At 68.9% G+C, this 12,370-nt stretch carries 13 protein-coding genes and 1 other RNA gene; 8 read left to right on the top strand and 6 right to left on the bottom strand.

Features of this window, described 5'->3' with window-relative positions; all coding sequences use genetic code 11:
- Positions 1 to 219 precede the first annotated feature (219 nt).
- Positions 220 to 1,044: an SURF1 family protein gene (locus ACFW6D_RS31350; protein WP_379334127.1), complete on the bottom strand. Its 825-nt coding sequence runs from the start codon at positions 1,042 to 1,044 to the stop codon at positions 220 to 222.
- On the bottom strand, positions 1,044 to 1,547 hold the full coding sequence (locus tag ACFW6D_RS31345; protein WP_379334125.1) for a low molecular weight protein-tyrosine-phosphatase: 504 nt from the start codon (positions 1,545 to 1,547) through the stop codon (positions 1,044 to 1,046). The genes ACFW6D_RS31350 and ACFW6D_RS31345 overlap by 1 nt, the downstream gene beginning before the upstream one ends.
- A 44-nt stretch (positions 1,548 to 1,591) precedes the next feature.
- Between ACFW6D_RS31345 and ACFW6D_RS31340 the strand changes: the two genes are divergently transcribed.
- Together ACFW6D_RS31340 and ACFW6D_RS31335 are read left to right on the top strand one after the other, a co-directional pair.
- The gene (locus ACFW6D_RS31340; RefSeq protein ID WP_379334123.1) at positions 1,592 to 3,010 is read left to right on the top strand and encodes a pyridoxal phosphate-dependent aminotransferase; all 1,419 of its coding nucleotides are present in this window, start codon (positions 1,592 to 1,594) and stop codon (positions 3,008 to 3,010) included.
- A 40-nt stretch (positions 3,011 to 3,050) separates the two neighbouring features.
- Positions 3,051 to 4,166, top strand: coding sequence for a Nif3-like dinuclear metal center hexameric protein (locus tag ACFW6D_RS31335; RefSeq protein ID WP_379334121.1), 1,116 nt, complete (start codon positions 3,051 to 3,053; stop codon positions 4,164 to 4,166).
- Between the two features lie 3 nt (positions 4,167 to 4,169).
- Here the strand turns inward: ACFW6D_RS31335 and ACFW6D_RS31330 are convergent, their stop codons facing one another.
- A complete protein-coding gene (locus ACFW6D_RS31330) occupies positions 4,170 to 4,772 on the bottom strand; it encodes a hypothetical protein (protein WP_379334119.1) in 603 nt (200 codons plus the stop codon).
- Positions 4,773 to 4,904: 132 nt separating this feature from the next.
- Between ACFW6D_RS31330 and ACFW6D_RS31325 the strand changes: the two genes are divergently transcribed.
- From ACFW6D_RS31325 to ACFW6D_RS31315, 3 genes are all read left to right on the top strand, one after another.
- Entirely contained in the window at positions 4,905 to 5,642 is a 738-nt protein-coding gene (locus tag ACFW6D_RS31325) for a zinc ribbon domain-containing protein (RefSeq protein ID WP_379239052.1), read from the top strand.
- Between the two features lie 16 nt (positions 5,643 to 5,658).
- Positions 5,659 to 6,801 carry a bifunctional RNase H/acid phosphatase gene (locus ACFW6D_RS31320; RefSeq protein WP_379334117.1) on the top strand — a complete coding sequence of 381 codons (1,143 nt, stop codon included), beginning with the start codon at positions 5,659 to 5,661 and terminating at the stop codon, positions 6,799 to 6,801.
- A 101-nt stretch (positions 6,802 to 6,902) separates the two neighbouring features.
- Positions 6,903 to 7,607 carry a hypothetical protein gene (locus ACFW6D_RS31315; RefSeq protein WP_379334115.1) on the top strand — a complete coding sequence of 235 codons (705 nt, stop codon included), beginning with the start codon at positions 6,903 to 6,905 and terminating at the stop codon, positions 7,605 to 7,607.
- A gap of 83 nt (positions 7,608 to 7,690) precedes the next feature.
- On the opposite strand, the gene ACFW6D_RS31310 is transcribed toward ACFW6D_RS31315, so the two are convergent.
- Together ACFW6D_RS31310 and ACFW6D_RS31305 are read right to left on the bottom strand one after the other, a co-directional pair.
- Entirely contained in the window at positions 7,691 to 8,227 is a 537-nt protein-coding gene (locus tag ACFW6D_RS31310) for an NUDIX domain-containing protein (RefSeq protein ID WP_379334113.1), read from the bottom strand.
- A gap of 14 nt (positions 8,228 to 8,241) precedes the next feature.
- Positions 8,242 to 9,129: an alpha/beta hydrolase gene (locus ACFW6D_RS31305; protein WP_379334111.1), complete on the bottom strand. Its 888-nt coding sequence runs from the start codon at positions 9,127 to 9,129 to the stop codon at positions 8,242 to 8,244.
- A 36-nt stretch (positions 9,130 to 9,165) separates the two neighbouring features.
- On the opposite strand from ACFW6D_RS31305, the gene rnpB reads away from it, so the two are divergent.
- Positions 9,166 to 9,573, top strand: an RNA gene (gene rnpB / locus ACFW6D_RS31300) — RNase P RNA component class A.
- 61 nt (positions 9,574 to 9,634) lie between these two features.
- On the opposite strand, the gene ACFW6D_RS31295 is transcribed toward rnpB, so the two are convergent.
- Positions 9,635 to 10,003, bottom strand: coding sequence for a hypothetical protein (locus tag ACFW6D_RS31295; RefSeq protein ID WP_379334109.1), 369 nt, complete (start codon positions 10,001 to 10,003; stop codon positions 9,635 to 9,637).
- Positions 10,004 to 10,415: 412 nt separating this feature from the next.
- On the opposite strand from ACFW6D_RS31295, the gene ACFW6D_RS31290 reads away from it, so the two are divergent.
- Both ACFW6D_RS31290 and ACFW6D_RS31285 read left to right on the top strand, forming a co-directional pair.
- Positions 10,416 to 10,748: a hypothetical protein gene (locus ACFW6D_RS31290; RefSeq protein WP_379334107.1), complete on the top strand. Its 333-nt coding sequence runs from the start codon at positions 10,416 to 10,418 to the stop codon at positions 10,746 to 10,748.
- A gap of 19 nt (positions 10,749 to 10,767) precedes the next feature.
- Complete coding sequence (locus ACFW6D_RS31285; RefSeq protein WP_379334106.1) at positions 10,768 to 12,255, top strand: RNB domain-containing ribonuclease; 1,488 nt, start codon at positions 10,768 to 10,770, stop codon at positions 12,253 to 12,255.
- The last annotated feature ends 115 nt before the right edge of the window (positions 12,256 to 12,370 follow it).

The following is a 12,370-nucleotide window of genomic DNA, read 5'->3' as shown; positions in this document are numbered from 1 at the left end:
CCACGGGCCGGCCGGATCGCCCCGGGGGCTTCCTCTCCGGCCGCCGCTCCCCGGGCGGCTAACCGGCGACCCGGCCGCGACCGGCCACTGCGTGGCCGCTGCTCCCTAGGGGTCGCAGGTGGGGGTTGGGGTGTGCGGTCATGGCGGATCTGGGGTGTGTGGTGTGGTTGGGGGTGCGGTAGGGCTGTGGGGTTCGGGTGTGCGGCGTGGGTGGGAAGGTCAGTTGCGGCCGTAGCGGTCGGCTAGGCGGGCTTCGGTGGTGGGTTCGGTGGGGGGCGATTCGGTGCGGTCTCGGCGGCGGGCTCGGAGTTCGGCTACTACGAAATAGCCGAGGCCGAGGGGGGCCATCAGGCCGAAGGCCAGCCATTGGAGGCCGTAGGAGAGGTAGGGGCCTGCGTCCAGTTGGGGGAGGGGGGTGGGCTTGAAGGCGCCGGGTTGGCCTTCGGCCAGCTGGAGGTAGCCACCCTTGTCGGTGCCGGTGGGGATGGGGGTCAGTTCGGTGCCGAGGACGGTGGATTCCTGGGCGGTGTCGACTGTGTACACCTGGCGGAAGCCGTCTTGGGTGGTCGGGAGTTTGTCGGGGACAACGCCTTCGGAGGCTCGGACTCGGGCTTCGATGCTTTGTGGGCCCGCCGGCGGATCGGGGACGGCGGGTGGGCGGGTGCCGTCCACGGAGGCGACCAGGCCTCGGTCGACCAGGAGGGTGCGGCCGTCGTCGAGGCGGAAGGCGGCCAGGACCGCGTAGCCGGGGGCGCCGTCGAGGTGGCGTAGGCGGACCAGGACGGTGGACTCGGGGACGAAGGCGCCGGTCGCGGTGACCTTGCGCCATTCGGTGTGTGAGCCCGCGTCGCCGTCGAGGACGTCGGTGACGGTCACGGGGTCGGCCTGCACGGAGTCGGCGATCAGCTGGTTGCGGTGTTCGGTGCTGTCGTTCTTGCCGAGCTGCCAGGGGGCGAGGACGGTGAAGCACAGGTAGGCGAACGCGGCCACGATCACCGCCAGGATCAGCCAGCTGGGGCGCAGCAGGAAGGTGAGTTTGCGCATCATCGGGGCACTTCGGCGGGGTTGCGGGCGTCGAGTTCGGCGCGGACCCAGTCGAGCAGGCCGGGGATGGCGGCCTCGATCTGGTCGCGGACCAGGTCGAAGTCGGACTGGTCGCCGTAATACGGGTCGGGAACGTCGCGGCCGTCGGCGGCGGGGTCGAAGCTGCGCAGGAGCCCGCGCTGGTCGGCGGGGACGCCGCGGTGCGCGAGCTCGCGGTCGTGGCCGGTGTCCAAGGTGACGATCAGGTCGGCGTCGCTGTGCTCGGGGCCGAAGGTCGCCGCGACGTGTTCGGTCGGGTAGCCGGCGCGGCGCAGGGTGGCCTCGGTACGCGGGTCGGCCGGATCGCCGACGTGCCACGAGCCGGTGCCCGCACTGCTCACCCGCACCCGGTGCGCGAGACCGGCTCGGTAGAGGTGCGCCTCGAACATCTTCGCGGCCATCGGCGAGCGGCAGATGTTGCCTGTGCAGATGAAGGTCACGTGCAACGGTTCCACGCGACCCATTGTCGCCGGTGCCGCGCCGTCGCCGCCACGTAGGGTGTTCACTTGTGTTCTCCGACTCCGTCGACCCCGCGATGCTGCGCCACCACGGCGACGTGGAAGCCCGGCCGGGCATGGTCGACTTCGCGGTGAACGTCCAGGGCATCGCCCCACCCCGCTGGCTGCGCGAACGCCTCGCCGCCCGGCTCACCGACCTCGGCCGCTACCCGAGCGCCGCCGACGAACACGCCGCCCGCGCCGCCGTCGCCGCCCGCCACGCGCGCTCGCCCGACGAGGTCTTGCTGCTGGCAGGTGCTGCCGAAGGCTTCGCGATGCTGCCCCGCCTCGCCCCCCGCCTTGCCGCCGTCATCCACCCGTCCTTCACCGAACCGGAACTGGCGCTGCGCGAGGCAGATGTCCCGGTCACCCGCGTGATCCTGGACCGCCCGTACACCCTCGACCCCACTCTGGTCCCCGACGAAGCCGACCTCGTGGTCCTCGGCAACCCCACCAACCCGACCTCGATCCTGCATCCGGCCGCGACGATCCAGGCACTGCGGCGGCCGGGACGGATCGTGGTCATCGATGAAGCGTTCGCGGACGCGGTGGTCGCCCGCTCGGCCACCCCGCCTGCAATGTCATCGACACGGTCGGCGGCTGACTCCGTCTACGCGGCCGGCCCGGCCGACGCCCCCGGAGGATCGCCTGCCCAGCGCTCCCGTGCGGAGGGTGGAACCGGCGATGGGGTTCCATACGGCGGTCTATCGATCCCGAGTGGCCCCGGGGCGGATGGCACCGCCACTGCTCACGGATCGGATGACCGCACCGGTGTGAGAGGTCGAGCCGAGGGCGAACCGGAGTCGTTGGCCGGTCTCTCGGCGCCCGATGTGCTCGTTTTCCGCAGCCTGACCAAGACCTGGGCACTGGCCGGTCTGCGCTGCGGCTACGCCCTCGGCGACCCCGAAGTCCTGGCTCGGCTGACCCACGGTCGCCCCCACTGGCCACTCGGCACCCTCCAACTCGAGGCGATCATCGCGACCGCTGAACCGTCGGCCGTCGCGCAGTCGCGGCGCTACGCCGACCGCATCGCCGCCGACCGCACCGCCATGATCGACCGCCTCACCGCCCTCGGCCTCGACGTCCACACCCCGGCCATCGGCCCGTTCCTGCTCCTGCGCGTTCCTGACGGCGAACTCGTCCGCAAACGCCTCGCCGACCGTGGCATCGCGGTCCGCCGCGCCGACACCTTCCCAGGACTCGGCCCCGACCACCTCCGCGTGGCGGTACGTGGCGCCGCCGAGGTCGACGTCTTGATCGACGCCCTGAACGCGGCACTGTGTGGTGAATCGCCCACCGCGACCCCGAATGCCGCGGAGTCGGTCAGTCCAGTCGGCACTGTCGGACTGTGTGCGCAAGCACGGGCCGGTCGGTGCCACGGCCTTCCGAAATGCTTGCGAGGCAAGGTGATCGGGTGGACCGACACGTGAGCACCGAGACGAACTTTCCCACGAAACGAAGGAGGCGGCGGTGACCGACCTGGCCGAACTGATCGGGGTACTCGACGCGGCGTATCCGCCGAGACTGGCCGAATCGTGGGATTCGGTGGGGCTCGTGTGTGGGGATCCCGCACAGGAAGCCAGCAAGGTGATGTTCGCCGTCGACGCCACCGCCGCCGTGGTCGACGAGGCAATCGCCTGGGGCGCACAGGCTTTGGTCGTGCACCACCCGCTGCTGCTGCGCGGGGTCGACACGGTCGCCGCCGATACACCCAAAGGCGCACTGCTGCACCGGCTGATCCGATCCGGTTGCGCCCTGTTCTCCGCCCATACCAACGCCGATTCCGCCGACCCGGGCGTCTCCGATGCGCTCGCCGCCGCGGTCGGCCTCACCGTCACCGGCCCGCTCGATCCCAAACCACTTGCCTCGGTGGACAAGTGGGTCATCCAGGTGCCGCAGACCCACACCGCCTCGCTGATGTCGGCCCTGTTCACCGCGGGCGCGGGCGCGATCGGCGACTACCGCGAAGCCGCCTGGTACACCTCGGGCACCGGCCAGTTCCTCCCGGTCGCGGGCGCCAACCCGGCGATCGGCGCGATCGGCACGGTCGAACGAGTCACCGAGGACGCCGTCGAGGTTGTTTCACCCCCGACTTCCCGCCTCGCAGTCCTGGCCGCCCTGCGCGCCGCCCACCCCTACGAGGAACCCGCCTACCACGTCACCGAACGCGCACCCCTGCCGTCGTCACTCGGCATCGGTCGCATCGGCGTTCTCCCTGAGCCCGAAACCCTGCGCGAATTCACCGCCCGCGTCGGCGTCGGTCTCCCACGCACCGTCTGGGGCGTGCGCGCCGCGGGCGACCCCGAGCGCATGATCGAACGGGTAGCGGTCTGCGGCGGCGCGGGTGACTCCTACCTCGACAAGGCCATCCGCGCCGGCGTCGACGCCTACCTCACCTCCGACCTGCGCCACCACCCCGTCGACGAACACCTGCGCCGCGGCGGCCCCGCCCTCATCGACGCCGCCCACTGGGCCACCGAGTTCCCCTGGTGCGGTCAGGCCGAACAGTTCGTCAACGCCGCGCTCCCCGCCGTGGAAACCCGCGTCTGCACCCTGCGGACCGATCCGTGGACGGTCAGCGGCTGAGTTTCACCATTGCACCTGCCCGGACCACGACCTGGCGAAGTCGGGATGCGCGCGCACGGTGACCGCGCTCGCATCCGGTGCCAGCGCCGCCTCGAGATAGCGGTCGGCGCGCGCGAACACCACGGAGCCGAGCATCACCGCGAGAACGATGAACCCGACTCCGGCCGCGCACAGGATCCACGCGAACGCGGACGGGAAGGTCATCATCAACCCCAAGCCGACGCCCAGCGGCGCCAGACTGCCCACGTAGTAGACGATCAGCTTCTTGATGCGGGCGTCGGCCCGCGCCGCGCACTGCTCACATTCGGGCCACTTCGCTTTGACGATCGCGAGCGGCTCGTTGCAATCGACCACGAGCTGGCCGAGGGCACTCTTCGGCAATTCCCACAGCAGCCGCCCGATACCTTCCTGGCGGTAGGCGCCCGGCTTGCCCCAGAACCGCAGGATCTGATCTTTCGGGCCGATCGCCGCCCGCCCGTGCACCAGACATACCGGGGGCAGCGGCCCGGCCAACGTCAACTGAAGTTGGCGCTCTTCGCCGTGCGGGTCGAACACGTGCGGTCGCAGGGGCAGTACCAGGTCGATTCTCGGGTTCGATGTGGTCACATCTGCTTGGACGCAACTCGAAGCCGTTCGGTTCCCTCGTTCGGCCATCTCTTCGGGTCTTGGCGAGATCACACCTCGCGGCGCGGTACGGTTGATCGATCCATCCATCCACTGTTCAGGAGTTCGTGCGCGTTGAATGTCGAACCGTCGGTCCAGACCAAGCTGTTGCAGCTCGCAGGAGTCGATGCCGAGTTGACGCGCATCGCCCATCGCCGTTCCGCCCTGCCGGAACAGCAGGAAGTGACGCGCCTGGCGGCCGAGCGTAACGGCTACAAGGACGCGGCTGTGGCGGTGGAGATCGGCATCGACGATCTGGACCGCGACATCCGCAAGCTCGAGGGCGAGGTCGAGGCGGTTCGCAAGCGCGAGGACCGCGACCGCGGCATGCTCACCGCGGGCACCGTCGCCGCCAAGCAGCTCTCCGAGATCCAGCACGAACTGGGCAGCCTGGAGCGTCGCCGCTCGGTGCTCGAGGACGAGCTGCTGACCGTGATGGAGCAGCGCGAGGCGATGATCGCCGATCACGACCACGCGGGTGCGCGGTTGAGCAAGGCCGATACCGACCTCGAAGACGCCGAACGTCTGCGCGACGAGGCGATGGCCGATCTCGAAGTGGCACAGCAGCGTTGCGAGAAGGACCGCGCCGAGCTGATCGGCCTGTTCCCGGCCGAGCTGATCGCCGTCTACGACAAGCAGCGCGCGGCACACGGTGTCGGCGCGGCCCTGCTGCAGGCCCGTCGCTGCGGCGCCTGCCGGATCGAGATCGATCGTGGCGAGATGCAGCGCATCGCCAAGGCCGCGCCCGACGCGGTGCTGCGCTGCCCGGAATGCAGCGCGATCATGGTGCGCACCAAGGAATCGGGGCTGTGACCGGGTCGGTGCGCTGATGCGCGAGGTGATCGTCGAGGCCGACGGCGGCTCGCGCGGCAATCCCGGCCCGGCCGGTTACGGTGCGGTGGTGTTCGCCGCCGATCGTGTGCGGGTACTCGCCGAACGCAAGGAGTACATCGGCGTCGCCACCAACAATGTGGCCGAATACCGTGGGCTCCTCGCGGGTTTGGCGGCTTCGGCGGAGTTGGGTGCGCGGGTTGTCACGGTGCGGATGGACTCCAAACTCGTCGTCGAACAGATGTCGGGACGCTGGAAGATCAAGCACGCCTCGATGATTCCGCTCGCCGAGCAAGCGCGGGCGCTGGTCGCCGGGTTCGATCGGGTGAGTTTCACCTGGATTCCGCGCGCGGAGAACTCGCACGCTGATCGGCTCGCGAACGAGGCGATGGACGACGGTGAGCTCACCGGCACTGTCCGCGAAGCTGTCGCTGCCGGGTATGCCCCGGGTGATGCAGTCGGGGCATCGAGCGCCCCGGCGAAATCGGTTGCTACCAACCAGGTTTCGCCCGGCTGGACCGGCGCCGTCGGCAAGCCGACCCGCCTGCTGCTGCTACGCCACGGCCAAACCGCGCTGTCGGTCGAGCGCCGCTACTCCGGGCGCGGCAACCCGGCACTGACCGAACTGGGCCGTGAGCAAGCCGCCCGCGCCGCGAAAATGCTTGCCGCCAAAGGTGATATCGCCGCCGTGGTCAGCTCCCCGCTGCAGCGCGCCCGCTCCACTGCCGAAGCCACCGCGACCGCGCTGGACGTGCCGCTGCGCATCCTCGACGGACTCACCGAAACCGACTTCGGCGACTGGGAAGGTCTCACCTTCGCCGAAGCCGCCCAACGTGATCCGCAACTGCACAGCGACTGGCTGGGCGACCCCTCGATCCCCGCTCCCGGCGGCGAGAGTTTCGACCAGGTACGTGAACGCATCGAAGGCGTGCGCCGCGACCTGGTGGCGCTGTACCCGGGCCAGAACGTCGTGGTGGTCAGTCATGTCACCCCGATCAAAACCCTGCTGCAGCTGGCGCTGGGCGTTGGCCCGTCGCTGCTGTACCGCCTGCACCTCGACCTCGCGTCGCTGTGTATCGCCGAGTTCTACCCCGACGGTGGCGCTTCGGTGCGCCTGGTCAACGACACCTCCTACCTGTGAGATAGCCGCCTGTCACCCGGGCACGGTACGGTCACCCCCGGCTGAGACGTCGACGTAACGACGACGACGGGACTATCGCGGCCACTTAGGAAAGGTACTTGATGAGGTTTCTACGGATGGCGGCGTTCGCGGCGGCCATCGCGGGGGTGCTCACCGCGTCCGCGGGCGCGGGCAGCGTGACGGCCGATCCGAGCGTGGTGCTCGGCGCGGCCTCGGGCATTGTCTTCGACAACAACTCCGGTTGTTCGCTCACGGCCATCGGCCATGACCGCGCCGGCCGCCTCGTCGGTCTCACCGCGGGGCACTGCGCGCCGACCGGGTCGCGGGTCGGCGCCGAGCAGGCGCTGCACGCGGGTGTGATCGGCACCGTCGCGTACTCCGACGACGGCGACTACCTGGATTTCGCTGTGCTGCAACTGGATGCGTCGAAGGTGATCCCGGTGCGAACCATCGGCCAGACCACCGTCGCGGGCATCGGTGCCGCGCCCGGCGCAGGCGCCACGGTGTGCTCGGACGGTCGCACCAGTGGTCGCAGCTGCGGTGTGGTGTGGGGTGAACTCGAGGGCACCTCGATCAATCAGTACTGCTCGCAGCCAGGTGATTCCGGCGGCCCCGTCGTGGTCGGTGACCGGCTGATCGGCATGAACCAGGGCCGCCTCACCGGCCTCGGCCCCGTCGACTTCGACGTGCCGTGCACCAACGGCGCGAACCCGATCCACTCGCCCGCCTACTTCCAGCCCATCCAGGTGATCCTGGACGTGCTCAACCGCGCGGGCGGCGTGGGCGCGGGCTTCCAGCCCATCTGATTCACCCGCGAAACTACAAAGGGCGCAGCACTATACAGGTGCTGCGCCCTTTGTGTTCGCGTCGCCCATCGCACACAAAGGGGTCAGCCGAGGCCGCGTTCGTGCATGAGCAGCAGGCCGTAGGCGGCCACCGTGTGGGCGTCGACGATGTCGCCGCGCAGGATCATCGCCTCCACCTGGGAGCGGGAGAACCAGGCGGTGCGCATGTCCTGTTCCTCGTGTTCGCGGTCCGGCTCGCCCGGGGTGAGGCCGGTGGCCAGGAAGCAGTGGCCGCGCTGGTTGGTCAGGGCCGGTGCTGTGGCCAGCGCGCCGAGCCGGGTCATGGTGTCGGCGCGCAGACCGGTTTCCTCGCGCAATTCGTTGTGCGCCACCTCGGTCGGGGTCGGTGCCGTACCGGGCGCGGGCGTCCCCGCGGGGAACTCCCAGCACCGCACCCCCATCGGATAGCGGAACTGCTCGACGAGGTGAAAACCTTTGCCGTCGAACGGAATCACCAGCGCCCAGTCGACCTTGTCGAGCACCCCGTAGATCCCGGTCGACCCGTCCGCCCGCCGAACAGTGTCCTCTCGCAACCGCATCCACGGATTGGTGTAAATCGTGCGCGAGCTGATCTGTTCCATCACCCCATGGTGCCTCAGGGGCGCAGGACCGAGACCAGGAATTCGGTTTGATCTTTGACGACCTGTTCGAAGACATCGTCGAAGTACACATCGAAGTGGCCGACCGGATACTGCTTGACCACTGCGTGTTTGGTGCGTTCGGCGGCCTTGCGGGTGGGGCCCGCGGGGGCGATCGAGTCGTTCTCGGCGATGGCGTAGAAGACGGGAACCTTCAGCGACTTGGCGCGGCGGCCGGGGGAGTCGAACAGGGTCGAGAAAGCGACACGGGCACCGACTTTGGGGTCATAGGTGTCGCTCTCCTCGGCGAGGCGACCGTAACCCTCGGGGACATCGGTGGCGCTCATCAACGCCGCGGAGCGCTTACGCCCGGCCAACCGGATGCGAACGGGCTTGCGGCGAATCGGGCCGAAGAGCAGATCGGTGAACGCGATGGCACCGACCTTGGTCATGCTGATCGGGCCCTTCGCCATCGACGACGCCCACCCGCTGGTGAACGGCACCTGCGCCACCACCGCGGCGATGTAGTCGTCGTCGGGTGCCACCGCCAGCACATGCCCACCACCGAACGAGGTGCCCCACAACGCGATCCGGGTGGCGTCGAAGCCACGGATGCTGCGTGCGTAGGCGATTGCGGCCTTCCAGTCCTCACGCTGGCGCGCGATGCTCAGTACCTGGCGGGGCGCACCCTCGCTCGTACCGAAACCCCGGTAATCGAAGGCCAGCACCCCCATTCCCGCGGCGACGAACCGCCGCGCATACCGATCCAACCCCATCTCGCGGGTCGCCCCCAGCCCGTGTCCCATGATCACCAACGGGCGCGATCGAGGCGCACCGTCGGGCAGGTAGAGCCACGCGGCGCACTGCTGGTCACCCGAAGGGAAACTGACGTCGACACGTTCCATGAGTCAATACCGTAGCGAGTACTCTGTACCGGCGGGCGAGTCGGCCGGGCGACCGCGGTAACGGGAACGGACACTTCGGTGTCGCTGCCCGGTGCCGAGGAAAGTCCGGACTCCACAGAGCAGGGCGGTTGTTAACGGCAACCCGGGGTGACCCGCGGGACAGTGCCACAGAAAACAGACCGCCGCACGCACGTGCGGTAAGGGTGAAACGGTGCGGTAAGAGCGCACCAGCGCCCCGGGTGACCGGGGCGGCTAGGTAAACCCCGCCCGGAGCAAGGTCGAAGGTCGCATCGCCCAACGGTGCGGCTGCGCAGGTGTTCGAGGGCTGCTCGCCCGAGCCTGCGGGTGGACCGCTCGAGGCACCCGGCAACGGTGTGTCCAGATGGATGGTCGCCCCCCGGTGCGAATCGGGGACAGGATCCGGCTTACAGGCCGGCTCGCCCGCCCACGAAACGCGAAGGCGGCGGTTCCCCGACAGGGAGCCGCCGCCGAGCTTTGCTGGAATTCAGCACATCATCTTGGACATCTGGTAGACAGCCGTGGCCTCTTCGGTGGTCGCGGCGACGTCGCCGTTCTTGGCCGCCTTCTGGATCGTGGCGATGGTGTCGGCCTCGGACTTGCCCGCCTTGAGGTCGGAGCAGGAATGGTTCAGCACCGCGGCGATGGTGGCGTCGTCGCGTCCTTCCGACAGTTTCGGGAAGGCACTGCGGTAGCTCACCACGAACATGCCCGCCTTGCTGGCCTCGACCTGGAAGGCGGGTGCGGCGGTGGTGGTGGCGGGGGAACCGGCGGAGGAAGAGTCGTCGCTGCAGCCGGCCAGAAGCAGGGCGAAGACGGTGGCGCTGGCCGCGATGGCGGCGGTAGTTCTACTCACGGAGCGGGATGCTAGCGCTCCAGGAAACACGCCGCTTCCCGTGTGGTTAACGGGAAGCGACATGTTCAGTGTCGACGCGGTGAGCTACAGCGGGTTGATCGCCAACACGTGCGCCCAGTAGCTGGCCGCGTCCGGTCCCACGAGTGGCGACAGGTAATCGAAAATAATCCACGACATACGTTCGCAAACTCCCATTTGTCGACGTCGATTGCTGCGCGAGGCGGCAGTTGCCGAGTGCGCCGCCGCCACAGTAACAATCGCGGGCGAAGTCGCTGTGTTTGTGTGTCGACACAGTGAAAATGCGCTGGAACTCGTCGGGAACGTGAGCGAGGTCATAGAGTGATCGCCGTCGGCAGGGCTCGCCACTTCCTCGGGCCCAACACATTCGATCGCGGAAGCAGGTCACATTTACATGCGGGTAGTTCGTTCCATTGTCGCCGGTGCACTCATCGCCGGAGCCGCTGCGGTTTGCGCCACGCTGGGTGCCGGTTCGGCGAGCGCGGTCGCGGTCACTCCGCTCGCGGGTGGGGTTCAGGTCGACCTCAGCCCGGCCGACACCGCCTGGGTGCACCACAACCGGTTCGGTCTGACCCTGGCCGGTCTGCCGCATCCGTCGGCGGCCTCGTTCGGCCAGGCGCTCGACGCGGCCGCGACCGTGTCCTCCGCCGTCCCCAACGGCCGGGTCACCTTCACCGTGTACGGCCCGTTCGATCAGCTCAACGGGACCATGCTCGCTCTGCAGTAAGAGTCGCTACTCTGCGAGAATGGACTTCGAACACAGGACGGGTAGTTCGCCGGATCGGGGTCGGACGGCTCACTTCCAATTGCACCAGCGGATCGTCTCGGCGCCGGTCGACTTCGGCGCCATCCGTTCCGAATTCGGACTGGCCTCGGACTATCCGGCCGAGGCCGTCTCCGATGCCCGCGACGCGGTCGACGCGTTCGCGGGCACCCGGGTCGATCGCACCGACATCGAGTTCGTGACCATCGATCCGCCCAGCGCGCTGGATCTGGACCAGGCGCTGCACATCGAACGCACGCCCACCGGCTTCACCCTGCACTACGCGATCGCCGATCTCGGTGCAGTGATCGTGCCGGGCAGCGCGCTCGCCGCCGAATCCGAAATGCGCGGCCAGACTTACTATCTGCCCGACGGCAATGTTCCGTTGCATCCGACTGTGCTGTCCGAGGGCGCCGCGAGCCTGCTGCCCGGTGTCGACCGCCCTGCCGCGCTGTGGACCATCGAACTAGACAATGACGCTGTGCCGCTGAGCTTTTCGGTGACGCGCGCGTTGGTGCGCTCCCGGGAGCGGTTCGATTACGCACAGGTGCAAGCCGCCGCGGATGCCGGCACGCTGCACCCGTCGTTGGTGGCGCTCCCGGAATTCGGGCGGTTGCGGATCGAGGCGGGTCTCGATCAGGGCGCCATCTCGCTGCGGTTGCCCGCTCAGGAAGTGGTTCCCGACGGTGACGGCTGGCGCCTCCAGTTGGAGCCGCGGACCGCCGCCGACGACTGGAACGAGCAGGTGTCGCTGCTCACCGGAATGTGCGCGGCGCGAATCATGGTGGAGCACAAGGGTGTCGGCCTGTTGCGCACGATGCCGCCGCCGCCGGCCAGTGCGATCGAATCGATGCGGCGCACGGCGGTGGCCCTTGGTGTGCAATGGCCCGCGGGAATGCCGGTGGGGCGGATGCTCGCCGGGCTCGATGCGAATACCCCTGCGGCGCTGGTGTTGATGTCGGAAGCCACCGGATTGTTGCGCGGGGCCAGCTACACCTTGCCGGCCGAGCTGGAGAATCCGACGCCGGATCAGTTGACGCACAGCGCGATCGGGGCTCCGTACGCGCATGTGACAGCCCCGCTGCGGCGCTTGGCCGACCGCTTCACGACCGAGATCTGCCTAGCGTTGTGCGCTGGCGTCGAGGTGCCGCAGTGGGCTGTGGACGGGTTGAAGGGTGCCGCCGAGGCGATGCGGCGCACCGACTCCGTCGCCAACAAGGTCGATCGGGCGTGCGTCGATCTGACCGAGGCCACCGTTCTCGCGCCGCGTATCGGCACGGACTTCTCGGCCGTGGTTCTGCGTGCCGCTGACGGATCTCGGCCTGCGGAGGTCTTCGTCAGCGCGCCGCCGATTCTGGCGCGGTGCGAGGGTGAGCCGCCGGAAGGGGAGACGGTGGGTGTGCGGTTGGCTGTTGCTGATCCGGGGACTCGGAGTATCGGGTTCGCATACGACGGGGTGTCCAAGGGATGACGGGGTTCGAGTTGTCCCAGGTGGTTTGGGGCTGTGTTTGTTGGAGCGCTGGCGCGCTCGAGCGCGGCCCCTGGGGGGCCGCGAGTTAGCCGCCGTTGCTCGCGCTTCGCGCATG

The sequence above is a fragment of the Nocardia sp. NPDC058705 genome (assembly GCF_042749305.1).
Taxonomy (GTDB): domain Bacteria; phylum Actinomycetota; class Actinomycetes; order Mycobacteriales; family Mycobacteriaceae; genus Nocardia.
Note: the sequence above shows the minus strand (reverse complement) of the source record. Positions and strands in the feature narration are given on the sequence as shown.